Source organism: Paenibacillus sp. J22R3 (genome assembly GCF_056269305.1).
The window spans coordinates 763,475-790,075 of sequence record NZ_JBWDNS010000002.1 but is presented as its reverse complement, the minus strand read 5'-3'; the positions used below and the strand labels follow the sequence as shown (position 1 = coordinate 790,075).

Below are 26,601 nucleotides of genomic sequence, written 5' to 3'. Positions count from 1 at the left end.
TCTAATTACGCCCCCAAAATAGTACCCATCTGCGAAAGCGGCTCTGCAAGTGCATCAAGCGATTGGCTCAGCGATTTGGTATCCGCGTCCTTTAAGTCCGTAAACAAGACAAAACCGTCGCCTGACTTGTACTTATCGAGAAGGCCTTCCAATTCGGTAAAGCGTTCACCGATTTGCTTCTCCAGATCCGCATCTTTCTGCGCAAGCGCAGGCTTCAACAGTTCATAAATTTTCTTCGCCCCTTGAACGTTCGCAACAAAATCATACAGATCCGTGCGGGAATAACGTTCCTCTTCCCCTGTTACCTTCGAGGAGGAAACCTCGTTAAGCAGCTCTACCGCGCCGGTCACGAGCATCGTGCTGTCTACTTCAACGGTTTCCATCAATGCGCGAAGCGCTTTGACATCACTGAGAAGTCGATCGGCATACTCCGTCATGCCGTCCGTAGAGTTATCGACCCACAGCGCTTTCTCGATGCGGTGGAATCCGCGCCAATCGGCTTCAGCCACATCGCCTTCGCGCGCATCGATATTCGGATCGAAGTCGCCAAGCGATTCTGCAATCGGCTCAATACGTTCATAAAACATCCGTGCAGGGGCATAAAGCTTCTTCGCCTCATCGATATTGCCCGCTTTGACGGCATTTACGAACTTCTCCGTATCCGCGATCAATAGATCACACTGCTCAATGCCGAAAGCCTGATATTGGTCTTGCGCCTCCGTTAGATCAACTGCTCCTTCACCATTCGCAGCAGCTGCATTGGTTGCTTTGGACGCGTTAGCATTGTTGTCATTCTTACCGCAACCGGATAATACGATTGCTGCCGCAGTTAATAGAACTGCACCTCTATACCAAACTTTCATGTTTGCATCCCCCTAGTAATGATAATCAATCTCATTATAAGCCTGTGAATGCCAATCGTAAATGCAAAAAAAAAAAAAGATGACCTCTCCATGACGCGAGATCATCCTTATCACCGATCATTTAATAATGCCCGTATTTGCAATATGGACCTGCACTTCCGTTTTTATCTTCATTTCCTTGTATGTTTTCTTCCAGTCGATGGTTTCCCACAGCTTGGCATGATGGGCTTTAAGCTTTCTTCCGATACCAAGCGCATCGCAATTCGCCTGCTGCAATTTGTTTGTTACGCCTATGGCTCGCTTGTTTAGGTATGCGGTAATTTCCTGCTTCACCTGTTCACGATCTACCTCCTGTCCCAGATGGCTCGGATAACTGCTAATGACACCATATAGGTCTACCTTCACAAAGCATTCGATTTCGGACGTGGATTGATTGACTGACAAGTGGATGGATCTCTTCATTTTGCGCGGTTGATAGGTAAGTAAACTCCGCTCTATCGGAATGTCTATATTTGCAAATTTATTAAGCTTTCCGATCATGAGCAATAACAATGTACTATCGTCATTACTCAAGGTTTGACCGGTAAATTTATCCTCATCGAATAGACCGACACTGTCAATGACCAAGGCTTTATTCTCTATTCTCTGAATGAAAGGCAGCACCATATCTTCGCCCGGGTCAAACATTTGACTCCAAATCGAATACATCGTTTGATTCGGAATGATCGTCGTGCGCTCAGCCCCATTAATCAATTGTTTAATGCCAAATGCGATGGGACTGTTATCAAGTTTCTTGAAAGATAATACTTCGGCAGCTTGCCCCTTACTTATTAGAATATTCGAATTCAGATAGCCTTTCGGATTCCTATAAAAGTACTCCAAGGGAACCTTGATCCCTTGTTTGGCGAGTTCTTCCCCTATGATGACAACATGCGTCTTACTGGCTTCGACGGTGCCGGGAAGCATACTATCTATTATCATGCCGGTACTGGCAGTTGATGCCCCGCTTGCTCGCATCTCTTGGTCCTTTACATCAAATTGGCCGCCGCCTTTACTATCGAGCTGGACTGTTCTAACGGTCACCAGTATTTGGTTGTCCTTGTCCTTGTCCAAGCTAATTCCGTTTACCATTTTCTTCGTCGATAAGTATTGGCTGTCCCAGCAGCCTGTCAGCACCGTTATGCCTAACAAGATCCAAACCGTAAGAAGCCACTTTCTTCTCATATTGAACCGACCTTTTCATTGGTTTTAACAAGGAAGGATGCGAACCAGAGCAATACCGGCACCGCCGCAATCATGATCAAATAGCCATATTCCAGCCATTGACTGAAGGGATGGATATTCTCGATTTTTGTTATATACCAGGCTGCAACGAAGACAATCCCCCCGCTGAACCATACAAGCTTTCGATAGGAGCCGCGTTTGGTCGTGAGGCTTTTGCCGGCAACACATAAATAAGAAACGATGGTAGCCGTCATCGGAATGATCCAAATGGCCAGGAAGATCAGATCTAAACGATCAAAAAGCTGAAAGTACAAGCCTTTAAATAAAAACAATACCGGATGACTCACCTGCTCTAACGCCTTTGGACTCAATCCCACCAAGCAGATAAGGACAAAGTAGGTATAAAACAAGGTCACAAAGCCATTGGCAGCCGAAATGACAGGCAACATGCCCTTCCGGTTTCCTTGAACTTGAGAGTAGAAAAACAGCGTCACCTCAAATCCGAGCATGGAGAAGAACGTTTTCTCACTTCCGCTGAGAATTGGCATCATGCCCGAGTGCCCTATAGGTAAAATGTTTGAAATATGCATGACACTCTTAAAGTTCAAAATGCTGATCAGAATCAACACGACAAACAGTATAGATGAAAAGACAAAAAACCGAGCGATGACGCGCAAATTATCTAGTGCCAAATAGACGCTTGTCCCAACGATAAGCAGAAGCAGCACCCATCCGGGCGTCAATGGAAGCATCCAAGTATTGATCAGCTCTACGTAAAGTGAACAGGCATACGCCGCGATGAGCACGAAGAAACCATAATAAACGACGTTGATCGCTTTCCCTATATATCGTCCAAGCATGCGAACCGTAATTTCACTTAAAGTGTCATCCGGATATTTTTTTAGCAGACGCCAATAAACGAGCAGCACCAGCTGAATGACAACTCCGGCAATAACAACCGAAATCCAGGAATCTCCATTGGCTGTGCCCTGAATATCAGAAGGCAAGGATAATAAGCCTATTCCAATCTGCGTTTTGACAATCATAAAAAACAATTGGGATTTGCTTATTGTCATTCTCACGGCCGCTTCCACCTCCCGAATATCGCTTGCTTAATGGGGCTGACTTCCGCTTTTTGCGTGCTTTTATTGACCATCCACAGCGGTAATCTAAGAAAAACGTCTTTAAAACTCTCTTTGCCTTGAAATGGACCAAACGGCGTGAAATACGGAATGCCCAGTGTTTCGATTTTGCAAAGGTGAATAAAAATCAGCATCAACATAATGGAGATACCGAAAAAACCGAATAAGGAAGCGGCCAGCATCATCGGAAACCCCAGAATGCGAAGGCTCGTTCCAAATTCGTTTATCGGGGTTACGAAAGAAGCGATCGCCGTTAATCCGATGACGACGATCATCGTATGCGATACCAATTGGGCTTCTACCACAGCCGTTCCGATGACTAAGCCCCCTACAATACCGATCGTTTGGGAAATCGGAGAGGGCAGCCTGATTGCAGCCTCCTTCAACAGCTCCAGAATGATTTGCATCACAAGCGCTTCCAGGATAGGCGGTAACGGTACGTAGGTTAAAGACACCTTGACCGAATACAGGATCCCGATCGGCAGCACCTCGGAGTGGTAGGTCACGGTAGCGATGTAGATGGCCGGCAAGCAAATCGCCAGAATGAAACTGATTAACCGAATGAACCGGTAAAAGGAGCCGATAATCCAGCGGCTGTTGTAATCATCCGGAGATTGATAAAAGGAAAAGAACGTAATCGGCAGGACCAGAACGCTCGGACTGCCGTCGACGATGATCGTAATTTTGCCTTCCATCAGGTAGGAAACCGCCCGATCCGGCCTTTCAGTCTGCAGCGTTTGCGGAAAAGGAGACATCGGATGCTCCTCAAGCATTTCATCGATGTTTCCGACGGAATACAAATACTCCAAATCAATCTCGGAGAGCCTTTTCTCACATTCCGCAACGATCTTGGGATCTGCAAAGCCATCCATATAGATCATGGCCACTTTCGTATTCGTGACGCTGCCTAACGTGTAATACTTGACTTTCAATTTGGGGTTTTTCATTCGGTTGCGAAGCAAAAACAAATTTGTGCTAAGGCTTTCAATAAATCCATCATGGGCGCCTTTAATGATTTGTTCGTCTCTAGGCTCTTGTATGGCTCGGTCTTGCGACTTTGCAACGGGTATTACGGTGGCTGTCGAGTCGCCTTCCGTTAAAATGACGCAATGACCTTCCAGCATATATTTTCCGATTTGAATCAGATCGGATGTCTTTTTAACTTCAACTGCAGTTACCTTCTGCTCGATATCACCGGAGCTGGATTCAACCAATGCATCAATGACAATCGTTTGTATGGAAGCCGACTTGACGAGTGACTCCAGATACATCAAAGCGCAGGTTTGATCTGAACATGGGAGCTTCTGCAGCTTCAGATCTTCCGTTTGTGCAAAATAGTTCTGAATCTGTGCAATCTTCTTATCAAGATCTCCGGATTCCATTTCAACGGATCGTGGTTTACCGGATTTGGGGATTGATTTCTTGAAGCGGAACATGCCATCACCACCTGCCAACAGTTAATTATTTCCTTATAGTTTGCAGTCAGGCTTATAATTATGATAATTCGGCAGAAACGCAAAAAAAGTCGGCCGATCCGTGTTCTGATCAGTCCGACTCTCTTTCCTCTTTCCTCTTTCCTTCTAATTTCCTTTTCTCTGCAATACACGTTCAATTCGCTTATCAGGGACAAACCAGAGCACCGCAACAAGCGCGAAGAAGAAACAGGATACCCATGCGTTAAGATAGGCTGTCACGATTGCAGATAGATAGATCAAAGGCGAAATCTTGCCTTTGAAATCTCTCCCTATCGCCGTTTTAATTGCAGAGTCTGATGGATGCTGTCCAAGAATCGCAAGCTGCAATAACCAGTACGACATCGAAGCAAGCAGCAGCACGATGCCATACAACGCTGTTGGCGTGGGGGCAAAGTAACTCTCTCCTATCCATGCCGTAGAGAAAGGCACAAGTGATAACCAGAACAGCAGCAGCATATTGAGCCACATCAGCTTGCCGGTTAGCGTGTGAACGGCATGAAGAAGATGATGATGATTATTCCAATAGATCCCGACATAGATGAAGCTTAACAGGTAACTGAGCAGCTTCGGCGCCAGCCCGATCAGCGAGTGCCACTCATGGCCTTCCGGTACTTTGAGCTCCAGCACCATAATTGTAATGATGATGGCGAACACGCCATCGCTGAACGCTTCCATTCGATTTGCTTTCAACGTACTCACTCTCTCCATGTATTGACGTTGCTTTGTTGTTTCGACATCTGCGGCGGAAACCCTTCTTCACTTCACCCCCCCACAACTGTTGCCACCTGCAGCTCCGAATGCACGACAAAAAAGGCAGCCGCCTCGGCTGCCTTCTCATGAACCTTTATGCGGCTTTATTATTCTTAACATCCCAGCCGCCTGTGATTGGCGTACGAACGCCTCTCGCATCCGTAGACCAGAAGGTCCACTTGATCTTCGTATAATTAAGCTTCACCGTTTCGTCGGTATCATCAAAGGTATAGTTGGTAATGGCTATGTCTTCAAGCTCAAGCATAAGGTAAGGGGTTTGCGCCCCCGTCCCTTCCTGGCGCGTAAATACAAGCTTGCCCTTCGGAATATGTACGCCTTTCATGGCAGTCATCATGATCGGAATCGAAGCTGCATCGGTCGATTTAGTAATGGTGAGTTCTGAGAGGCTTACTTTCGAGCTTCCACTTCCGGCACCGACTGTACCAGAGCCCAGACTGGATAAGGAAAATGAAGCGCCGGTAACGATACTCCATTTCTCGTAGCCTTTGATCGTAGAATCGCCAGTGATCCCATCCAGCTGCAGCACAATGCTGAGATTACCGGGTGCTGCCGCACTTGCCGGAACAATGCTGAACGTAGCTAACCATAAACAAGCAATCAAGACGGACGATAGCAGCTTCTTCAAGAATGATCACTCCTCCTTCAATATAGATACATTATGTATCAATAGAAGAGTTATGACAATAGGTACCAAGTCGGTGGGCAGTCACATTATTTCTTGTTGTATAACTTCTCGAGTGCTTCACGCTGCGGCGGTTTAATGTTGATTTTGGCGCGAATGTCGATTGCCTTCGCTTCTGCTTCCTCAATTCCGGCTGCTTGCGCAAGCTCGATCAGCGTTCCCACTGCCACTACACCTGTACGGCCACCGCCGCCTGCACAATGAAAAGCTACTTTCTTACCGCTCTTATACGCACCAACAACTTCATCAATTGCTTGCTTAAATAGGAGATGGTCATCCGCCGTATTGTCTCCCAGGGGGATCTGAACCCACTCCACTTCCGCCCCCTCATACGCACAACCCTTAGCTTCGGCACGCAAGTCAATGACGACATCAACCTTTTCGTTCTTGACCATTTCCTCTACATCCGCGGCTCCGCCCATGAAGATGCGATCTTCGATTAACGCTTGATAGTTATTCTGTGTCATGTATTAGGGCTCCTCGTCGATTCATTTTGCGTTTAGACGTTCCTGAAATATAGCTGCTCGCGCAGGATGCTTGTCAGTGATGCTCAGAGCGTGATGCTGCCCCTGTTCAAGCCGCCATATCGCGAACTTACCGCTTCCCTTCCTCCAGCTCACGAAAAACCCGCTCGACCCACTCCAGAAACATCACCTGTATAAAGACTAACAGCTATGATCTCATCGTTTAATATGTATTATATCTCATGGATTCGTGTTTTTATAATAGGGAGCGAGGGGATTCGGAGCGAGCGAGTGCATGATTGTTGCATAAAGTGCAAGAATTTGGCCGTCTCGAGGGTACTAGTGGAGCTAATGTTGCAGGAAATGCAGCATTTCTGAGCAAATGAGCGCCATATGAGCTTATTAGACCGAAAATGTTGCGCTTTGCGCAACATTTTCAAGAATAGACTCGATAAACCCCATTAATGTTGCAGAAAGCGCAACATTTCTTGTGGTCCTCCAACGGCACTGCTACATAGGCGTGAGAGTGCGTGAAGCAAGCTAAAAAAAGAAGGCACAAGGGTTACCTCTTGTTGCCATCTTTTTTAGGTGGGGATTCGGAGCGAGCGAGTGCATGATTGTTGCGCTACTTGAGCTCGATCCACGAACCAAGATCCGTAATATGATGCGGGAACGACTGGCCCAGCTCGGTGAAGATTAGGCTGTAATCCGCGTGACGTCCGCGCCGTATCGCCTGAAGCCTAATCTTATTTCTCCCTTGACGCAGCTTAACCTCAGAGTGATGCCGGTTCTCGGCTGTCCACCAATCGTGATGATCCGCCTCGCTGATTAATTGATCGTTAATCCACAACCGGTAGGCCTCCGTATGTCCGAATATGATATTAACCTCTCGGCCCTCCGGAAGCTCGATCTCCCGCTCCGCGTATACGACGCAAGGCCCCTGGAAGCCGATCAGATCAGATACCGAGAACAAGTCCTCTGTTACATTCACGAGTCGATAGTCCAACGAATCGACTAAGCTCCTATAATCTTTACTCGCATCGGCCTTCGTATTGAGATGGAATTGCCGAGTCAAATCGGCGACTTCGTCCCTTGTGCCTTGGAATGCGCCGTAATACCACTCGCCGAGCTCCGTGCGTGGAAGGTCGATATGATTTTCCCAAAACGGTCCGTACACCTTCCAAACCTGTGCTCCGTTCAGTCCGAAGACAAAGGTAGACTCGCCGAATGCGGCCGTCAGCAAATTTTTCTCCGATAGATAGGTGATCTGCTCCGGTACGCTTACCGTGAGCGATACGGACTTGGTCTCCCCCGGCTGTAGAACGATATGCTGTGAAGTCCAATCACTCAGCCAGCCGTCAGGCAAGTCGACTGTCAATTGGTCGACAGCGACATACTCCGTCTCGTTCGACAGACCAATGGCGATCGTCTTGCTTCCGCGCCATCCAACGACTGGAATCCCCTGATAATCCACGGAGATCACTATGGAAGGCTGCGGCTGGTTCGCTGGAATGGAGCCTAGTCCAACCGGTATATCGCTTACCTCTATCCGATCATTAAGCTCCCTCAGGATAGTCAAACCCGCCACGCAAGTATCTTCAGCCAAATCAGCCAGTTGGTTAGAGCGGCGAGTCACTTTCACGTCGAGCTTGTAGCTCGTATCGTAGAAGGCATGCTTCTCTATTAAATAACGCGCACCATATATAATGCCCAATAGAGCCCCCGCCGTTGCGCAGCTGCAGTCGGTATCGAAGCCGCAATTGAGCGCGATCATCGTCGTTTCAAGAAAATCCCCTTTGCCGTAAAACAAACATACAAGCGTAAATCCGATATTCTGATAGAGGTTCGTACAGTCCGGGTGACCGTAATCGCGAATGATTCGAGAACGAACCTGCTGCCAGGTCAGGTCCTGTGAGCACCATGCCATCGTGTCCTCTACTAGTCGGCGGATTTTTGTGCCCTCAGGCAAATAGACCATCCCGTCCCGCAGCAATTTCATGAGATCATCTTCGATGAAGGCCATCGCTTCAACTGCTGCCAAATACTGCTCCGCGTAGATGGAATCACCTTCATGGTCCAGCATGCCATCACGCCCGGCAAACTCGGCTGCGAGTTCGGGATTGCCCGGAGCGACACAAGCCCATATTTCGGAACGAATGGGACAGCCCATTCCGTTGATATAATAGCGATTATTGAAAGCACCCGATACAGGCGGATAAATGCCGCGATTATAGTTTTTCTTGAACCAGGCATATTCACCGGGCACGAAAGGATAACGCTCGTAGAAGGCTTCGGCCAAGTCCATCGAGGTGAAATAAACGCCTTTCTGCTCAAGAACATGCAGCCATAACACCTGAAGATCCAAGTCGTCATTCGGAAGCATTTCAGCGATTGCACGAGGGTCGTATTCGTAATCGAACAATTCCTTCCTGCCCTCGAACGGTGCACCGATCGTACCGGCGATGCTCTTGCCCAGCCATGCCCCGTACACTTTATCCAGATAGTTCTCATAGGTTAATTGATAGTTGGCCATCATCGCTCTCCCTCTTGTCCATGAATTCGCTCTTGAAGCTTAATCGTGATAAGCTCTCCTGCTTTCATCGGAATGCCTTCTCCTGCTGCATCCTCCACCTGTTCCTTCAGACTCTCATCTAGTAAAGCCGTGCAGATATCCACATCAAGGAACGAGCTTTGAACATGAACGTGCCCCGACTGTAAAGGATTCCACAAACGGGCAATCCACCCGCTTCGATCCTCGGCTTGCTTAAGACAACTCATAAACAAGTCTCTGCTCCCTGTCGATTGGAAGGAGAATAGTGAGCCACAAGATGGCCAATTCCCATCATGCTGCAGCGACGCTTCCACCATTAGAGGTGTGCGATAATCTGAAGCTTTCCCCAAACATTGTCCTTGCCGCCAATCCTCTTCATGGGGAATTAACGCATATTCGAACCGATGCGGACCTTGGCACTGACCGCCCGGAGCCGGATAATTGGCGCCGGCTGCTTGACCGATGCTGCCTGCCGACCGAACTAAGGTAAGCTGCATAGTTGTTCCTCTGTCACCGGCACTTACTGCTTCATAAGCCGGAAGTCCTTTTGTCGATAGGCAGAGTCCTTCTCGTCCATCTGATACATCAATAAACTCTTGAAACGGCTCATCTCTCCACTCTCCTCCGGCAGCCCTGACACTCCGGTCCACAACATGAAAATGATCGTATGCCGCAACCGACTGCGTGTGCAGACCCGTCTCGAAAGCAACTCTCAGCATATGATCCTTGCAGCTGTTATTCATATCAATTGCAATGTCGAGCCTCTCGATACCCGCATACAAAGTTGCGTACATCGTCATAGGAACTTCAGCATGTACAGAGGATCGTTTATCATTCAAGTTCGCTTCAGGCAGCGCCCAGCTCATCTCGGCTCTATAGACAATGCGATCCGGAGCATGTTCATGAAGCTGCCACTTCGCTCCGATCGTCCTGGAATCGCGCTCATCATAGTCTGCAAATTCATGATGATCATATAAATCGCCCGTTTCTTCCCGATCCACGAAGTAATTGAGATTACGATATTTGCGGCCTGTACGCTTATAAAGAAGGTCAAATGTCCCATCGTTGTGAAACCGAACTTGGATGGCTTCGTTCTCCATCCCGTCTTCACACAATCGAAGTGACTCCGCTGGCGCAGCTTCGTTCTGCATGCCGGCTGGCTTCACCCAATAAGTCCGATATCCGTTTGCGGGAACTTCCTCAGCTACAAAATCAATCTCCAATACCGTGAATACCTGATTATCCGCGCGCGTATCCCCGCTAGTCTTCGAAATTAACACAGCCAGCATATCGGCAGTCATATATTCGCTTTCCAAATCTTTATTCTTATCGACGATATGGCGGATTCTCGCTGGAATGGTTTGCCCCTTCTCATCAACCAGCCTATAGGCATCATGCTTGAATCGCTTCGGAACTCGCACATAACGCTTCACTGGGCCGGCATGCCTGCGGCCAAGCGGGTTCACCACCACAACTGCAATCGCATCATTATTCGGAGAGTTGGTATCAATAGCTCCTATCAGTTGGTGAAGTCCATCCTTGATCAGATAGGCACCGGTGTTCTCGATCTCCTCGAATCGGTTCCGCATATCCTTATGAACTTGGTCCAGGCTGCAGCCGCAGATGGAATCATGCGGGTGGTTTGCAAGCAGCAGCTTCCATAGGTTCTGAATGAGCCCCTTCGGATAGTTTGCGCCGCTCGCGCTCGAAGCCATCACCCACAATGGCTCTATTAATCGCTGCAATAGAATTTCGCTGGCATCGTTCTGCTGCTTCAAGCTCATATAAGAAGATAACGTGCCTACCAAATCCATCGGAAGGTCATCTGAGCCTCTCATCTCTCCCGCATATGTGGACAATCCACCAGCCGCTGCTGCAACTGCAGCCAGATAATCTTCCGGCATAGCGTACTTGAGCTCATATTCCTCTTGATGCTGATTGATATAATCGACGATCCCCGGCAGGGATGGCCGAGGCTCCATGTGGTCAATTCCAACGGACATGTACAGATTCGATGTAGCTGCCTTATCGAGCTGCTTCTGCGCCTCCTCAAGGAAGCTGCCCAAAGTCATCTCCGCATCCGGAGCAAGCGAAGACGGATGACTAATATCGGACCAAATATCCGGATAGCTTAGAAAAATCCCGAGGCTATACCCATGATTGGCCGCCAAAACCTTCGAACCCGCAGGACCCTCCCACCAGAATTCGTACTCGGCCAGTTCATCATCCCAGCGAGGACGTCCACGCCCGAACGTGGCATAGTGGATCCCAAAACCATTCAGAATCATCGGCAAGCTCGCAATACTCCCGAAGGAATCCGGCACATAGCCGAGCATCATCGGCCTGCCGCGCATTTGCCGAATCAAGTCCATGCCGATCAGCAAGTTCCGTATGGTAGACTCTCCGTTCTCCATAAACTGATCAGCCAGCACATACCAAGGACCGGTAACCAGCCTGCCGGACTCCATCAGCGCAGCCATCCGTTCTCTCTGCTCCGGCTTGATGGCTAAGTAATCTTCAAGCACAATGGCTTGCCCATCAAGCAGAAACCGATAAGTCCGATGTTCATCCATGATGTGCAGCAGCCGATCGATCAAATGAACCAAACGAACCTGGAATTGGCCTTTGGTCATCACCCATTCCCGGTCCCAATGCGTGGTTGGTGTAATAAACATCTTTTTCTTATCCATGTAAACCTCCATTTGTTCAAAAAAAAGGCTGCTACCCATTAAGCAACGACAGCTTACTCCAGCCGCCGTTGCTTAGAGGAGCAACCTTCTTCCGTTATATTATTGCGCTTGCTTCGATGCAACGAATTCCGCTGCTTGCTTCTTCACTTCTTCCAACACCTTCTCCGCACCGGCTTTCTTGTATCTTTCGATCAGATCAGCTACTGCGGCGTCAACGTCTTTAACAAGACCCATTTGAATCGGTGCAGAGTATTGCTTATCGATGTTCACGATGTTCGCAAGCTCCGTCTTAATGTTTGTCGTGTCGATGTTAAATCCGTTAAGCAGGAATGGCTGTGCTTTCTCAAGCAGCGCTTTCTTCGTGTCGATATATTGCTGCGTATAGCTCTCAAGCGGCGGCCATTGGTCACGGTTGTTGGACCACCAGCCCGCGCCGTACATCGGATACGGATTCGGATCGGCCTGAGCGACAACAAGCTTGCCGTCGCCATTAAGCGTATAGTTCTTGCCTTCGATACCGAATGCGAGCAGCATGTTGTACGATTTGTCTTGGTGCAGCAGGTCAATCGCCATGAGCGCTCTTTCGTAGTTTTTCGTTTTCGGCGAGAATGCGAAACCATTACCGGTAGCAGGACGAGTCATGACGACGCCGCTGTCCGTCAGGTTGTTGACGGCGCCAAGCTCCCAGCCTTTAGCGATCATATCGGAGCTGTATTGCGCATAGTTCTCGAATGCATTCGCCCAGTAGCCGGATTTGCCTTCTTTGGCAAGGTCAGCCGCAGCTGTCTTCTGTGCGAAAGCGTTCTTAGGCAGCAACCCTTTGTCAGCCCAATCCTTCATCGTTTTGGCAGCATCGATAAACTTCGCTTTGAACGCATCGTCTAGCAAGCCCGTAATCGTGTAGTTCGTATCATCCGGGAAGAAACCGGTGATATATGGAGCTTCTTTAATCACGTAGTTCTTCATCAAGCCGCCGAAGATGCCTTGAATATCAGAGGCAGAACCGTCGACAGGAAGCATCCCTTTCTCATTGTCTTTCAGCGCTTGGAAGTAAGCGCCCAGGTCTTTGAAGGTTTTAATTTCAGGTACATTGTACTTTTTGCGAAGATCTTCTCGGATGAAGCCTGTACCCACGTCCAATTCCTTGAACGTTTGCGGAATCATGTAGATTTTGCCGTTAACGCGGGCATCCGTCCATTGGCCTTCGGACGTCGCTGATGCCGTCAATGGCATAAACTTGTTTACATCGTCTAGCGTAATTTCGTGATAACCGCCTTTGGAAGCGTTGGAGCCGTAGTTGACGTTACCGAAGATGACGTCCCAGTCCTGCGGGGAAGCCAGTACGAGCGGATACTTCGTATTAATGTCTGCAAATGGAATATAAGTCAATTCAATCGTCGCGTTAATGTCTGCTTCGAGCTTCTTGTTAATTTCAGCCATGACCGCATCGTTATCCTTCGGAGCTTCGCCGAGAAGAACGAATTTCAACGTCACTTTATCCAATTGCGGTTTCTCTGTGTTGTCGGCTGCTGTGTCATTGGTACCTGCGCTGTTGTCCGTGTTGCTTGCCGCTGCATTGTTCTTCGTCTCATTGGCAGGCTTGTTGTTTGCTGCATTGTTGTTGCCATTGTCATTCTTGGAACAAGCGGACAAGATTAACATCAGGCAGAGCGTAAGCGATAAACTCAGACTCAGTGCTTTGGATTTCTTGCTCATCTTTGTTTAACCTCCCAATTATTGAATGAACTATGTTAAACCGCTTGCAGCGGAATTAACCAAACTTGACTAGCCTTTGACTGATCCGATCGTGAGACCGGCAACGAAATACTTCTGTACGAACGGGTAAGCGAATACGATCGGCCCCGTAGCGACAACTGTCAGTGCGAGCTTCACCGTTTGCTGCGGGAGTTCAATCGCTGAAGCAGCGCCGTTATTCTGCAGCATCTGTTTCGCGAAGGTCGTCGAGCTCAGAATTCGGTAAAGCGTGTACTGCAGCGGGAACAAGTTGTCTTTGGTAATGAACAGCGTTGCCGTATACCAATCGTTCCAATACCCGAGGGCGATGAACAGCCCGATCGATGCGAGCGCCGGCTTTAGCAGCGGGAACACGACTCTAATGAAGATGGAGAAGTCATTCGCCCCGTCGATCTTGGCCGATTCGGAGATGGAATCCGGAATGCTGTTCGCGATATAAGTTCTCAGAATCAGGATGTAAATGACGTTAAACATCCCGTTCAAAAGCAGAATCATCATCGTATTTCGCAGCTGCAGATAATTGGACATCAGCAGGTAGTAAGGCACTAAGCCTCCGCTGAACAAGGTCGTAAAGAAGAGGTAAAAGGCCATCCCATTGCGGTATTTCACATCTTTTCTGGCGAGCACATATGCGGTCATCGATGAGAAGAAGATGGATATTCCGGTACCCGCTATTGTAAGAAATATCGTGACCAGATAACTGTGGAAGATCTTCTCGGGCTCCAGAAATATGAATTTATATGCGCCAAGGTCAAATGTCCGCGGAAGAAGCGAATAGCCATACTGCAGGATCGAGCTCTCGGATTGAAAGGATCCCACAAGAAGCATAATGAATGGCAATATCGTTGCGATGCCAATGAAGCCTACAATGATGAATGCGATGATATTAAAGGTGATGACGTCTTTTCCCATTTTCATAGACTTGAACCGCCTTCCCTGCTCGAACCGAGAGTGACTAATAGAGCGCATAATCGCTGTTCCATTTCTTAACGCCCCAGTTAACCGCGTAGATAATGAAGAAGCTCAGAACGGATTGGTAGACGCCGCCGGCGGAAGCCATTCCGAAATCATTCGCGAAGATGAGGGAGCGGAAGACGAATGTATCGATAATATCCGTCGTGTCGGCCAAGAGGCCGTTGTCGCCGATAAGTTGGTAGAACATATCGAATTCCCCGCGCATGATTCTGGATAGTCCGAGCAGAACCAGTGTAATGATAGTCGGCTTCAGCATCGGAATGGTAATGTACCAGATCCGTTGGTACAAATTCGCGCCGTCGATCTTAGCGGATTCGTAGCTCTCATGATCAATTCCCATAATCGCTGACAGGTACAGCACGCTGGAGAAGCCGATTCCCTTCCATACATAGAATAATGGCAGAAGGATGAGCCACATATTCGGATTCGAGTAGATGTCGATCGGCTCTGCGCCAAGCGACTTCAGCCATGAGTTGAGCGCGCCGTAATCATAATTAAAGATATTGTAGAAGAACGCCGAGACGGTAACCCAGGAGATGAAGTACGGTAGAAACATGAACGTCTGCGCCGTCTTCTTAAAGTATTTGCCGACCATTTCCGCAATTAGGATGGCGACAATAACCGATAGAATCGTGCTAACCGTCAGAAACACGAGATTGTACAGCACCGTGTTCTTCGTAACGAGCCACAGCTTGCCCGATTCGAAGAAGTATTTGAAGTTTTCGATTCCATTCCATTTGCTTCCGAAGATACCGCCATCGTAAGAGTACTCCTTGAATGCGATGACGATACCCGGCATCGGAAGATATGCCAGCACGAGAAAGTAGAGCCCGACGGGCAGAAACATTAGATAGAGAATACGGTTTTTCATAATCTCGTATAGGAATCCCTTTTTCTTCAGAGCCCTTTGCATTCATCCACCTCTTACCGAATGTCGTTTATTGGTTACGCTTTCATAATAAAGCGTTTTCATAATCCGTGCTACGAGAGAAAATTACGATCCCTTTGCAATCTTACGCAACATGGCAAAGTAATTTAGACAGCGAACGCCCGTTTACAACATAAAAGCCGCGCTCCCTGAAGCCGGTAAGGCTTTGGGCGGGGCGGCCTTACATTTACAACGGCAAATCGATTATGACTGTAACTCCCGATCCCTCGTTGCGCTTGTAGACAAGGCCATACTCTTCCCCATAGAGCAGTTTAATTCGCTTATTGATATTGTTAGCGCCATAACCATGGAAGGGATCCGTTCGATCTCGATTGAAAATACGCTCAAGGTTCTCCTGCGAAATGCCTACCCCGTCGTCTTTTACCATAATGACAAACTTGCCGTTACTTGTAGTTGCGCTGATCGTAATCGTTCCCGTTTCACTTTCCGACTCCAGAATGCCGTGAATGATTGAATTTTCGACCAGCGGCTGCAGCGTGATTTTGGGCATCGGATGTTCATAAAGCGCTTCCGAAATATCGATTGCCAGCGTTATGCCGTTCTTGAATCTCGCGTTCTGGATGTCAATGTAGGCGGAGATATGCTCCACTTCATTGCGCAAGGAGACGATATCCTCCCCTTTACTCAAGCTAAGCTTATAGAATTTGGACAGCGACTGGACCAAATCATAGATCCCTTGCTCCTGAATGCGCATCGCCTTCCAGTAAATCAAATCAAGCGTATTATAGAGAAAATGCGGATTAATTTGCGCTTGCAGCGCTTTGAGCTCCATCGACTTCACTTCTTGCCCGAGCGCATATTTCTCATCGAGCAATTGAGTAACCTTGGCGATCATAGACTTGAAGTTCCGCGATAATTCCCCGATCTCATCCTTGCCCTCATGCTGGATGTGAAGATCGAAATCCCCCTGCTTCACACTCTTCATCTGCGAGATCAAACCGCGGATTCTGCGCGTACCGGACGCAGCAGCAAGGAAAGCCAGCGGCAGCAGGAACATCGCGATTAGGAACGCAATGACCAGCATTTGCTTCATCGCTTTCTTCTGGGAGCCCAGAATCTCCTTATACGGGGTCAAGCTGACCAAATACCATTCCGAATCCTCCACCATCTGTGCGCCAACCAAATACTCTGCATTGTCAAAAACCCGCTTGCCCCAGACGCCTTCCTTGAACTGATCGTTCGTACTTCCTTTCAGAATATCCGACTTAAACGACAGCATGCCCGCATTCGCATGGGAGGAATGAACCAGAATCTCGCCGGCTTGGTTGATCAGAAATACGGAGGACTCCTTCGTAAACGCAACTCGATTCAGAATGGATTCGAATATGCTCTTCGGCATGTCGACACTGAGTACCCCAATGACATTCTGGAAGCTTTCGTTATCGAAGATGCTTCTTGCGATCGTAAACGTCGGCGTCTTCTCCTTCTGCAAATCATTCAGCAGGATCATGCTTGGGAAAACCTCAAAGGTGGTGCTGCTCTTATTCAAATTCGCATACCAGGCGGTGTCCGCGATCCGATCGGTGCTCATCACATCATCGGTTTCGTTCGTGCTCGCAACGGCCTGAGAGGTATACAAGCTTGTTTTGATAATGTCTTCACTTGGCTTAGTGATATAAAATTGCTTGCGGATTCCTTCAACATCGAAGCTCCATAAGCCATAGCTGTTGAAGTAATAGCTGGCATTCCGATGCAAAATATCTTGGATTTTCTCATTCGACGCTAGGATGGTTAAGAAGTTCTTGGCTACATAAAGCTTAAACTCCATAAAGGAACGGCTTTGTTCGAACACTTGCCGGGAGGAATACCTTGCTTGCGCCTCAAGATCCTTAGACGAGATGCGGTAATTCACGATAATGAACAAAGTGAACGGAATCGCAAGCAGCAATAAATATTGCAGAAAAAGCTTATAATGCATTTTCAAATCGCGATAGATGTTAACTCTCATAGAGCAGCTTCATTCTATACTCGGATGGTGTGGAGCCTGTGTATTTCTTGAACAGCGTTGAGAAATAGTTCGTATCCGTGAGCCCAATCTCGGTTGTAATATCGTACAGCTTCTTATTGCGGTCCTGCAGCAGCCCTTTGGCTTTCTCGATTCGAAGCTCCGTAATGAATTCATTAATCGTACGGCCGGTTGATTTCTTGAATAGAGCGCATAAGTACGTTTGGCTCAGAAAGGTGTGCTCGGCGATGGTTTGAATCGACAATTGATTACTGTCGTAGTGGCTTGCGATGTACTTCTTGATCTCCTCTACCTTCTCGATGCCGCCTGCCTTGCTCTCCGGCTTCTGCATCGTCATTTCGATATTAGAGCGCAGAAACTCGGCAAGCTCGTTAAGCGTAATGCGCGTATCGACTTCCCGCCACATATAGGTCGTTTCTTGCTCATCGCCTGAATCGGCCGCATCCCACTGCATCGTCACTTCAAACAGAATTCGCAAATGATTGAAATAAAGGTTTCTGATCTTATTCGTGTCGGGGTCTACGGCTGCGGCAATTGCCTCTGTCATCTGATTCACATAAGCGATAATAGCTTCAGGCGGGTCGCTTCTGAGCATTTTCTTAAAGCGGGTATAGGCGGACTTGTCCGGCTCATAACAGGCAGGCGCAGCGGAATTCGGATAATAGATCCGATTCGTCCCCGAGTAGAATTGACGCTTCGCTGCTTCGGACGCGTCCTTGTACAGCACGGAGAATTCATCGGTTCGGGCCGTTTGATTGCTGCAGCCTGCAGTCAGAGAATAGGCGCCTTGGGCAGCCTCTTGAAGCCGGTTCAGCAAATGCCGCGCGAAAGCCTCTGCATGCTTGGGCTGCGATTCGTCGTCATCATTCGCGATGATCGCCAAGCGTCTATCTCCCACGAATCCAGCGATATATCTCCGATTCATATCTGTTGGCGCATGATTCAGCAGGTGCAGAATACGCTGTTTCATCAGCGTTTTCTCATCTTCTGCAGCGGTAGAGGACCAATTAAACAGAAACGTATAGACGCGGTATAGTTCACCATTCGTTAACGGCAGGATGCTGGTGTCAACACGATCCATCCACACGGAGAGATCCGTTTTGTTACAGATCACATCCACCACCATTTCTTCGCGCCGGTACTGGATATCTACGGTTTTGCTTGCTGCATGTACAATCTTCTTCACCACCGCAGTGAACAGCGTCTTCAATTGCTCCATATCGACCGGTTTGTCCAGATAATCAACTGCATGCAATTGAATAGCCGACTTCAAGTATTCCTTGTCCGAGAAACCGCTTAGGAATATGATCTCGCAATCCGGGTAAAGGCCACGGATTCTCTGTGCCAGCTCAATGCCATTCATCTTCGGCATGCGAATATCGGTCAGCAAGATCGACGGCTTGAACTTCTCTGCAAGCGCAAGCGCCGCATTGCCGTTCTCCGCCGAGTGCGCCTCTGTAATTCCCCAATCGGACCAGGGCACCAACTCCATCAAACTATCACGTGTCGTTTCTTCATCATCGACTATCATTAAGTTAATCACCCTGCCCCCCCTTTCCGTAACCGCTTTCAGCAACTCTATTATACAACTTTATTTTTCATAGTTGCATAGCAAAACCGCATAAATGATCGGGTGGAAAATACAGTTAATAGGTGGATTTCATTGGAATTATTGCGCGTCGTTATAATGAGGATCGCTATTTCGGGGGCTATTTGCCAATACAAATAAAGCTGCCCCTGAAGTCTATGGGTAGACTTCAGAGGCAGCTTCGACTCATTGCTGCGGCGGCCATACAATCGTTCCGCTGCGGTTGATATAACCTCGTATATAGTCCCGCGAGTTCGGAACGTTAATATAAACCTCTGCCAACTCCCCGGCGAATGAAGCCGCCCATTCCAGCTGTTCCTTGATCACAAACTTGCCGGAAGTGTTGATAAAGCCGTATTTCTGCCCTATGCTTGCCGGAGCCAGACCGCCGGAGAAGGTGCCACCCGCTCTAATATTCTGGATGACCTTCTGTCCCTTCTTGTTGATGTAGAAGGTAACCCCGTTGCGTTCAACGAACGCCAGCCCTTCCGAGAACGGCTGCGCCATCGAGAACTGCGGCTTCAGTATATACGTTCCGGTTTTATCGATATAGCCGTATTTGCCATTCTCATACACGGCGGCAACGCCATCAGAGAATGACGTCGCATGGGTAAACCGCGGAGTAACCACGAGCTTTCCTGATGTGTTGATATAGCCGAACTTGCCGTTGGAAGCCAGCTTAACGGCCGACATTCCCTCTGCGAAGTCCGTGGTGTAGCTGAATTGATACGGAATGACTAGTTGACCCTTCGTGTCGATGAAGCCCGAAGCTTTACCGAGATTCACGCGAGCCAATCCCTCGGAGAATTGAAACGCATTCACATAGATTGGCTGAATGGCGGTTTGCCCCTGGCTGTCCTTAAATCCGTACCGAAACTCATACTTCCCATTAACCCCTTGAATCTTGGTTGTAAATTGCGTTCGACCGTCGTACATCAAGCTGCATGTATTTAACGGACAATCAAACAACTTGTCTCCTGCAAGGCTGTAATACGTCTGCTTCTTCTCTGCAAGATTCGTGATCACATACGGATTCCCCGGTTTATTGTCGTACCAGATGCCATCGTAGATCGGCGCTACTACCGGCTTACCTTTACTATTGATGAGACCAAATTTACCGTCTAATTCAACGCGGTACAGTCGTTCCTCGGCTGGCTTCTGTACAGCTGTGATTGCTTTACCTGCGACTGGCACCTCTGCCTGTCCATGTCCCACCCAGGCTAATCCAGTCATTGTTAGCATCATTGCAGTGATGGCTGCGACCCGTTTCAGCATCTGATTGCCCCCCATTTTCCAATAACATGTAGATATCTCAATATCTAGACGCATCAGATCGAGAAAAGTGTGCAGCTGATTGGAATTCCATTCACTGCCGCGTTTGTAACCCATCTAACGTCTCATACAACAACAGGCAGCCGAGATCCATATCTCAGCTGCCTGTTGTTCGTACTATGATAAGATCAATTAGAGCAAACCCTTTTCTTTCAAGTTCAAGTAGCTGACTGTCGCCGTCTCGATACCGGTGAGGTTACGGAGCTGATCTTGCTCGACCGTCATCCATTCCACACCGATTTCGGTAGCGGCTTCAATCGACGCTTGAATGTTGACGACGCCGGTACCGACAGCCGTCCACTTCCCAACCTCGTCTGTACCGTACACATCTTTCAAATGAATGGCCGGTACGCGACCCGCCATCTTACGAAGGATATGCGCCGGATCTGCTCCGCCGAGTGTAATCCAAGCCACATCCATACGGAAGAAGAGATGCTTCGGATCTGTGTGTTCAGCCAGAATATCCAGGGAGTATAGGCCGCCAAACGTTCTCTCGAATTCATGTGCATGGTTATGATAGCAGAACCGCAGTCCCTCTGCCGCAAACCGCGCGCCTGCCGCATCGTACAATTCAGCATCGCGAAGCAGCTGATCTCTATTATCAACGACGTCCCACCAGAACGTAACATCCTTCGTTTGCAAGGCATGTGCCTCACGAATCAGGCGATCGACTTCCTTCTCGTCCTTGAGCAGTTCCTTGCTAGGGACGCTATGCGTTGCTACTTGCAGGCACAGTTCGTGGAAACGTGCGACATTCGCATCGACATCTCCCTTAAGAAGCTCACCGCCGCCTTCGATTCCCTTATAGCCGATCTCAGCTACGCGCTTCATCGTGCCCCAGAAATCCTGCTGTGCTTCCTCATGCACGATTCCAATTAAACCAAGCTTCGGTCTTGTCATGGTTAGTTTCCCGCTCCTTTATTTGGCGAAATGGCCGTCATTAAGCATCGTGATAAAAGGGCTGTCCGTAACGCCGGTAAGCGGAAGCTCTACCCGCGCATTGCGGCGAACCGACTCATAGACTGCGAAAATAATTTCCGAAGCGCGAGTTGCCTTCTGATGCGAGGCTTCAGGTTCTTCACCTGTCTCCAGGCAGTCGATCGCATGACGGACATAACCGATCATCTGATCGGACATGGAGGACAGCTCCATCTCAGGCTTCCAAGAAGAATCGTCGTAGTTGATTCCCTTGACGATTTGCCCGTCCCACATCACTTCGATAAATCCTTCGGTGCCAATGACGCGAACACCGGCCCAGATCTTCGTCATATCCTGACTTGGTTCCCATGTATCGATAGAGCCGGAATAGAGGCTAGCCTGTACGCCGTTCGCGAATAGAATTTGTCCGGTCGCGCCGCATTCGGAGGGCACGTTGAACCAGTTATAGATCTCGGTAGTATCTACTGCGCCAAGCACGGTTTTCGCAGGCGTTTCGTCCATATAGCTAATCGCTTGGTCAAACGTATGGATACCGCAATCGAGCAGATTAGGCGGTGAGTAGAGGTCTAGGCGGAGCACCTGACCGATTCGGCCTTCTTTGATATAACGACGTACCGTTTGATTTCCCTTAGCGAAACGACGTTGCAGCGAGAAGGTCAGCTGGCAGCCGAACTCGTCTGCGATCTCCCCCATCTCTTGGCATTCACCCCATGTAGCCGACATCGGCTTCTCGCATAATACGGCTTTGGCGCCCGCTTCCGCACAATCGCGGAAAACCGGCAGATGCAGCGGTGTCCAGAGACAGATTAGAACAACATCCGGCTTCTCCTTCTCCAGCATTTCTTTATGATCGGTATAAATAGCAGCTTGGAACCCAAACTCAGTATTCAGCGTTTCGGCCGAAGCTGTTGAAATATCGGACAACGCAACAACCTTTAATCTGCTGTCGGCTTGTACGCCGATCGCGTGTTCATGCGCACGTTTGCCACAGCCAATAAAAGCGACTTTATAAACGGATGATGATGATGAGTTCACTTCGTAATCCCTCTCCCTCAAACTCGATTCTCACAGATGATCCTGCACGTCATTGAAACGTTTCAACATACCTCAAGAATACATCAACAGTTACAGCGCTTTCAACCCAATTTTTTCAAATCGGTGGTAAATTTTTTTGATATCCTTCCGATATCTTGGCAGCCATTATCGGCGCTTTCCCACCATTCCACCGCATTTCCGCCAATGTAGACTCCTAGACCAGCTACTTTCTCCCATTCCACCGCATTTCCGCCAATGTAGATATTCCTAAAGTGATTCGAGTACCTCCTCTGCGTTTAATGAATCAGGTGTACAAGTTCTGGAGGGAGAGAGAAACATTGGACCACAAGAGCGACAATATTACATGGCATCACTCTAACATTTCACGGGACGATCGGCAGAGGCGGAACCGTCACAGAAGCTGTACCTTATGGCTGACAGGCTTATCCGGCTCGGGCAAATCAACGCTGGCGTTCGCACTGGAGAAGGAATTGTATGCAAGAGGAATCGCATCTTACGTGCTCGATGGGGACAATATCCGTCATGGGCTTAATCGCGATCTCGGTTTCTCAGATGAGGATCGACAAGAAAATATCCGTAGAATCGGTGAACTATCGAAGTTGTTCGTGGATGCCGGCTTAGTCGTACTGGCGGCGTTCATCTCTCCGAATGAGAAAGACCGGAACATGGTGAGAGAGCTGCTTGGGCCGGGGGATTACAACGAAATTTTCGTGAAATGTTCGTTAGAAGAATGCGAGAAGAGAGATCCGAAAGGACTCTACCGGAAAGCTAGAAGCGGACAGATTCCCAACTTCACGGGCATTAGCGGACAGTATGACATCCCAAGCGCGCCTGAGCTCATTATCGATACGGAACAGTTAACAATTGAGCAATCTATTACAGCGATTATCCAATACCTCGATGAACGAGATTACCTCATAGGCAACTAATCCACTGCTGCAAGTGCCGTCGACGGCGGAAACACCATAATAAAATGGGAGCTAAACAGCTCCCCTCTAGGCTGCCCGAGAAAGACTCGGGCAGCCTCTTGTTGGTGTCTAAATCATGTAACGGTTGTCAGCGTGGCTATTTCATGAAAATACACCATTTTGAAACGCTAACTGTTGTGACAGACGTTATTTGCAGCTAATGGGCAGCACCCAGCCGGATCCCTCCGTTAAGGTCCAACTTTATCCGATTGAAAATGCAAGAGCTTGCTGAACGTCCCCTTCAAGTCCGCGGAGAGCTGCTGATAGCCGCCTCGCTGAATCACTTCCCCTTTCTCCAATACCACGACTTGATCCGCGCTCCGTATGGTCGACAGCCTGTGAGCAATGACAATAATGGTCATTCTCCCTCGTAAACGGTCAAGCGCACCTTGAATTTGAGCTTCATTCTCGCTGTCTAGGCTGCTTGTTGCTTCATCGAGAATCAGAATGCCCGGCTTACGCAATACCGCCCGAGCCAGAACGATCCGCTGTCGTTCCCCTCCCGAGAGTCTAACCCCACGGTCACCAAGTACGGTATCCAGTCCCTGCGGCAGGTTGCGCACAAATTCATCCGATGCAGAGAACTGCAGCGCCTCCCACATTTGGTCTTCCGTCGCTTCCGGAGCGGCAATCAACAGATTCTCTCTGATGCTTGCGTGGAACAAGAACGGATCCTGCGAAACATAACTGACGGATCTCCTCAGCGAGAAGCTGTCGTCTCCGGCCAAGTTGCATCCATCTACAAGGACCTCTCCCTCATCCGGCTGTATAAGTCCAATGATGATATCGATCAAGGTGCTTTTCCCGGCACCGGATTTTCCAACGATAGCTGTCATCCGATTAACCGGAATGGACAGATTGATATTGTGAAGGGCATAGGAGGATTGGCTTCCATGATAACGATAGGAGATTCCTCGGCACTCAATTCCTTGCTCCATGCTCACCGGATCTCCGCCCGCAGGATAGTCATGCACTTCCAATTCCTTTGCCAAGGCGCAATCCTTCTGAAGATCCGCAAGGCTCTTGAATGCGGGAAGCGTTTGAGCAATTTGTTCCCAATTAGACTGCAAGGTCGAAAACTTCGGCCAAAGACGGGAAAATATGATGATGATCAGCATAAGCTTCTCAGCCTGTACATGGAATACTTCCAGAGATACGTAAACAAAAAGCGTAATGATAATGACGGACGCCACTTTATAAATGTATTGAGAGGTAGCCTGCGTTTTCCCAAAGTGAACGAGGTTAGACTCCATTTTGCCGCAAAGCGCGCGAAACCAACTCAAATGCTGTGCTTCTGATCGATTGCTTTTAATATCTTTCATGCCGTTAAAATGATCGGTCATCCCGCCCATATAACTTTGGGCAAGCTCCGAGGTTTCATCCCCGATACTTTTGGAACGTTTAATGAACCGGCTTGCATACACGGCCAGCACGAATCCGCAGATCAAGACCATAACCGTCAGTTGTGCCGACAACCACAGCGCAAAGCCGATTTGTACCGCGGTAAACAGAATTGTGGTCATTAAACGCATTGCGAGAAATGCGCCTTGGCTGACACGCGACAGCTCATTGGTCATGATATTATAGAAATCCGATCTTCTTCTTTGCAGATAGAACGCCCACTTGGCCTGCAGCAAGCCCTGATAGATTTCCATTCGAAGGTACCTTATAAACCCATGTTGAATGTCCAGGTTCAAATGCGTTTGCTTTCGCTGCAGATGAGCCTGACCTGCAATTAATAGAATGAACCCCCCTAGAACAACAAGCAGTCTCATTCCGTCAGGTAAAGCCTCTAACGGTTTCACCAAAACAGCAACGAAAGGGATTCCATCCGTGTTCAAACCCAGGACCCCAATTAAACCAAGCACCGGAATCAACAGAAAGATTCCAATACCCTCCAGAAAGCTGATCACCATCATGCCGACTAGATTGATATAGAGCTTGGTACCGGCAAAGTGATGCATTTTTTTGATATATAGCAGCAGATGCTCCATTTTTCTTTTCCCCCTATCCGTGCGAAATCCATATTCCTTCTTCAACCGTATTCAGGATTCGGCTTACTAAATCGTTGGCAGTAAATCTCTCAGCCGGCCTGCATAATTGGTACATGTTAATACGATTAACGATCGAGACGGAGGCAGAGAAATGCCACTGATCCAAGCCAAGCTGAGGAATCAGAAAATGGCGGTAGGTATGAAATCGGATGGTAGGAAGTCTCTCAAGCCCTTGGAGATGGCGAAGTTCCGTGACATTCCTGTCCGTCTTCACGAGTTCGAAGATACCTTCCAGAGGGACCGGCTCCTTGCAAAACATTGACGCTGCGGGTATCGCATATTTGGTCTCGTACAGCGGAACATAACGATCGGATTGCATCCCAAGCATGTCGATGCTCTCCTGCCAAAGCTTCTGCTGCGGGTAAGAGGGAATGACGACGGGGACTCGGTCGCGGTTCAACGTTACGGCAATCACGTCGTCGGTAAGAAGCGGATAGCCGCGTTTGAGAAAGGCGGCAGCAAGGGTGGATTTGCCCGCGCCGGAATCGCCGACGAAAGCGTAAGCCTTTCCGTTAATGACAACGGCGCTTCCATGTAAGGGCATCATCTTACGCTGGAACAGCAGCGCACCCATGCAGGTTCCGAGCAAATATAGCCGAACAACGGAATCCTCCGCTCCGATTGTCTGCGAGACGGTGATCCGGTTCCCTCCACGGACTCTGTAAATGGCCGTGCCTTCTATGTTCAGCATTAGTTCATCGCCTTCAAGAGCATAATAATCGTCGCTGTCACTGCCGCTGCGTTCGTTCCAGGCTTGATCCAAGTCATCCTTGTCGATATAAACATCCGCTTCGCATGTTTGTTCCTCTTCCCGAAGCAGCTCCGGCAAGGCGATTTCACTTGCCATCTTCAGCCCAAATGCTCTATAAATCGTTCGTTTGGCAGCAGAGCTCATCTTCCACACCTCCATTTCGTAGCGTAGCTATAAATAATCAGGAAGAAAATTGAAGAGGCCCTTATACGCTTTTCTTCGTATAAGGGCCCATTGGTTTGCCACGTATCAGGTGCATTTAGGATTCAAAAGCGTGCCCTTTGTTGGAACCCTTGCCGTTCTTGTCCGGGAATACACCGTTAGGTCCACCCATCGTCATGTTTACGTCCAGTACTTCCAGCATTGGTTGTTGCCATTCTTTCCGTGTTTGCTTTTCCATATGTTT

General features: G+C 48.6%; 21 protein-coding genes. 1 reads left to right on the top strand and 20 read right to left on the bottom strand.

Going from position 1 to position 26,601, the window contains the following annotated elements; all coding sequences use genetic code 11:
• Positions 1-5: 5 nt before the first annotated feature.
• The 17 genes from efeO to AC0YN4_RS11580 form a co-directional block, all read right to left on the bottom strand.
• Positions 6-863 (bottom strand): iron uptake system protein EfeO, encoded by an 858-nt coding sequence (efeO, locus tag AC0YN4_RS11660; RefSeq protein ID WP_475835847.1) that lies wholly within the window; start codon positions 861-863, stop codon positions 6-8.
• Positions 864-980: 117 nt separating this feature from the next.
• The gene (locus AC0YN4_RS11655; protein ID WP_475781634.1) at positions 981-2,087 is read right to left on the bottom strand and encodes a Ger(x)C family spore germination protein; all 1,107 of its coding nucleotides are present in this window, start codon (positions 2,085-2,087) and stop codon (positions 981-983) included.
• Positions 2,084-3,163 (bottom strand): GerAB/ArcD/ProY family transporter, encoded by a 1,080-nt coding sequence (locus tag AC0YN4_RS11650; protein ID WP_475781883.1) that lies wholly within the window; start codon positions 3,161-3,163, stop codon positions 2,084-2,086. Before AC0YN4_RS11650 ends, AC0YN4_RS11655 begins: the two co-directional genes overlap by 4 nt.
• Positions 3,164-3,165: 2 nt before the next feature.
• Positions 3,166-4,665 (bottom strand): spore germination protein, encoded by a 1,500-nt coding sequence (locus tag AC0YN4_RS11645; protein ID WP_475781633.1) that lies wholly within the window; start codon positions 4,663-4,665, stop codon positions 3,166-3,168.
• Positions 4,666-4,809: 144 nt separating this feature from the next.
• Positions 4,810-5,394, bottom strand: coding sequence for a TMEM175 family protein (locus AC0YN4_RS11640; protein ID WP_475781632.1), 585 nt, complete (start codon positions 5,392-5,394; stop codon positions 4,810-4,812).
• Positions 5,395-5,548: 154 nt separating this feature from the next.
• The gene (locus AC0YN4_RS11635) at positions 5,549-6,100 is read right to left on the bottom strand and encodes an Hcp family type VI secretion system effector (protein WP_475781631.1); all 552 of its coding nucleotides are present in this window, start codon (positions 6,098-6,100) and stop codon (positions 5,549-5,551) included.
• A gap of 86 nt (positions 6,101-6,186) precedes the next feature.
• Entirely contained in the window at positions 6,187-6,624 is a 438-nt protein-coding gene (locus tag AC0YN4_RS11630; RefSeq protein ID WP_475781630.1) for a protein-tyrosine phosphatase family protein, read from the bottom strand.
• A gap of 622 nt (positions 6,625-7,246) precedes the next feature.
• On the bottom strand, positions 7,247-9,157 hold the full coding sequence (locus AC0YN4_RS11625) for an ADP-ribosylglycohydrolase family protein (RefSeq protein WP_475835846.1): 1,911 nt from the start codon (positions 9,155-9,157) through the stop codon (positions 7,247-7,249).
• On the bottom strand, positions 9,154-11,862 hold the full coding sequence (locus tag AC0YN4_RS11620; RefSeq protein ID WP_475835845.1) for an alpha-mannosidase: 2,709 nt from the start codon (positions 11,860-11,862) through the stop codon (positions 9,154-9,156). The genes AC0YN4_RS11625 and AC0YN4_RS11620 overlap by 4 nt, the downstream gene beginning before the upstream one ends.
• Before the next feature lie 99 nt (positions 11,863-11,961).
• A complete protein-coding gene (locus AC0YN4_RS11615) occupies positions 11,962-13,578 on the bottom strand; it encodes an ABC transporter substrate-binding protein (protein ID WP_475781627.1) in 1,617 nt (538 codons plus the stop codon).
• 69 nt (positions 13,579-13,647) lie between these two features.
• Positions 13,648-14,535 carry a carbohydrate ABC transporter permease gene (locus AC0YN4_RS11610; protein WP_475781626.1) on the bottom strand — a complete coding sequence of 296 codons (888 nt, stop codon included), beginning with the start codon at positions 14,533-14,535 and terminating at the stop codon, positions 13,648-13,650.
• Between the two features lie 37 nt (positions 14,536-14,572).
• Positions 14,573-15,463 (bottom strand): ABC transporter permease, encoded by an 891-nt coding sequence (locus tag AC0YN4_RS11605; RefSeq protein WP_475835844.1) that lies wholly within the window; start codon positions 15,461-15,463, stop codon positions 14,573-14,575.
• A gap of 244 nt (positions 15,464-15,707) precedes the next feature.
• The gene (locus AC0YN4_RS11600) at positions 15,708-17,489 is read right to left on the bottom strand and encodes a cache domain-containing sensor histidine kinase (RefSeq protein WP_475781624.1); all 1,782 of its coding nucleotides are present in this window, start codon (positions 17,487-17,489) and stop codon (positions 15,708-15,710) included.
• Positions 17,479-19,050, bottom strand: coding sequence for a response regulator transcription factor (locus AC0YN4_RS11595; protein WP_475781623.1), 1,572 nt, complete (start codon positions 19,048-19,050; stop codon positions 17,479-17,481). Before AC0YN4_RS11595 ends, AC0YN4_RS11600 begins: the two co-directional genes overlap by 11 nt.
• A gap of 231 nt (positions 19,051-19,281) precedes the next feature.
• Complete coding sequence (locus AC0YN4_RS11590; protein ID WP_475835843.1) at positions 19,282-20,370, bottom strand: WG repeat-containing protein; 1,089 nt, start codon at positions 20,368-20,370, stop codon at positions 19,282-19,284.
• 189 nt (positions 20,371-20,559) lie between these two features.
• A complete protein-coding gene (locus AC0YN4_RS11585) occupies positions 20,560-21,327 on the bottom strand; it encodes a sugar phosphate isomerase/epimerase family protein (RefSeq protein ID WP_475781621.1) in 768 nt (255 codons plus the stop codon).
• Between the two features lie 18 nt (positions 21,328-21,345).
• The gene (locus AC0YN4_RS11580) at positions 21,346-22,401 is read right to left on the bottom strand and encodes a Gfo/Idh/MocA family protein (protein ID WP_475781620.1); all 1,056 of its coding nucleotides are present in this window, start codon (positions 22,399-22,401) and stop codon (positions 21,346-21,348) included.
• A 299-nt stretch (positions 22,402-22,700) separates the two neighbouring features.
• Between AC0YN4_RS11580 and cysC the strand changes: the two genes are divergently transcribed.
• Positions 22,701-23,351 (top strand): adenylyl-sulfate kinase, encoded by a 651-nt coding sequence (gene cysC, locus AC0YN4_RS11575; RefSeq protein ID WP_475835842.1) that lies wholly within the window; start codon positions 22,701-22,703, stop codon positions 23,349-23,351.
• A 227-nt stretch (positions 23,352-23,578) separates the two neighbouring features.
• Here cysC and AC0YN4_RS11570 read toward each other — a convergent pair whose 3' ends face one another.
• From AC0YN4_RS11570 to AC0YN4_RS11560, 3 genes are all read right to left on the bottom strand, one after another.
• A complete protein-coding gene (locus tag AC0YN4_RS11570; protein ID WP_475781618.1) occupies positions 23,579-25,384 on the bottom strand; it encodes an ABC transporter ATP-binding protein in 1,806 nt (601 codons plus the stop codon).
• A gap of 13 nt (positions 25,385-25,397) precedes the next feature.
• Positions 25,398-26,339: an aldolase gene (locus AC0YN4_RS11565; protein WP_475781617.1), complete on the bottom strand. Its 942-nt coding sequence runs from the start codon at positions 26,337-26,339 to the stop codon at positions 25,398-25,400.
• Positions 26,340-26,454: 115 nt separating this feature from the next.
• Positions 26,455-26,595, bottom strand: coding sequence for a paeninodin family lasso peptide (locus AC0YN4_RS11560; RefSeq protein WP_143111554.1), 141 nt, complete (start codon positions 26,593-26,595; stop codon positions 26,455-26,457).
• Positions 26,596-26,601 lie beyond the last annotated feature (6 nt).

Coding starts and splice junctions, on each gene's coding strand:
- cysC (WP_475835842.1), top strand. CDS start 22,701: ATGAATCAGGTGTACAAGTTCTGGAGGGAGAGAGAAACATTGGACCAC.
- AC0YN4_RS11610 (WP_475781626.1), bottom strand. CDS start 14,535: ATGAAAATGGGAAAAGACGTCATCACCTTTAATATCATCGCATTCATC.
- AC0YN4_RS11615 (WP_475781627.1), bottom strand. CDS start 13,578: ATGAGCAAGAAATCCAAAGCACTGAGTCTGAGTTTATCGCTTACGCTC.
- AC0YN4_RS11650 (WP_475781883.1), bottom strand. CDS start 3,163: ATGACAATAAGCAAATCCCAATTGTTTTTTATGATTGTCAAAACGCAG.
- efeO (WP_475835847.1), bottom strand. CDS start 863: ATGAAAGTTTGGTATAGAGGTGCAGTTCTATTAACTGCGGCAGCAATC.
- AC0YN4_RS11600 (WP_475781624.1), bottom strand. CDS start 17,489: ATGAGAGTTAACATCTATCGCGATTTGAAAATGCATTATAAGCTTTTT.
- AC0YN4_RS11585 (WP_475781621.1), bottom strand. CDS start 21,327: ATGACAAGACCGAAGCTTGGTTTAATTGGAATCGTGCATGAGGAAGCA.
- AC0YN4_RS11630 (WP_475781630.1), bottom strand. CDS start 6,624: ATGACACAGAATAACTATCAAGCGTTAATCGAAGATCGCATCTTCATG.
- AC0YN4_RS11570 (WP_475781618.1), bottom strand. CDS start 25,384: ATGGAGCATCTGCTGCTATATATCAAAAAAATGCATCACTTTGCCGGT.
- AC0YN4_RS11590 (WP_475835843.1), bottom strand. CDS start 20,370: ATGCTGAAACGGGTCGCAGCCATCACTGCAATGATGCTAACAATGACT.
- AC0YN4_RS11620 (WP_475835845.1), bottom strand. CDS start 11,862: ATGGATAAGAAAAAGATGTTTATTACACCAACCACGCATTGGGACCGG.
- AC0YN4_RS11655 (WP_475781634.1), bottom strand. CDS start 2,087: ATGAGAAGAAAGTGGCTTCTTACGGTTTGGATCTTGTTAGGCATAACG.
- AC0YN4_RS11565 (WP_475781617.1), bottom strand. CDS start 26,339: ATGAGCTCTGCTGCCAAACGAACGATTTATAGAGCATTTGGGCTGAAG.
- AC0YN4_RS11560 (WP_143111554.1), bottom strand. CDS start 26,595: ATGGAAAAGCAAACACGGAAAGAATGGCAACAACCAATGCTGGAAGTA.
- AC0YN4_RS11605 (WP_475835844.1), bottom strand. CDS start 15,463: ATGAAAAACCGTATTCTCTATCTAATGTTTCTGCCCGTCGGGCTCTAC.
- AC0YN4_RS11625 (WP_475835846.1), bottom strand. CDS start 9,157: ATGATGGCCAACTATCAATTAACCTATGAGAACTATCTGGATAAAGTG.
- AC0YN4_RS11645 (WP_475781633.1), bottom strand. CDS start 4,665: ATGTTCCGCTTCAAGAAATCAATCCCCAAATCCGGTAAACCACGATCC.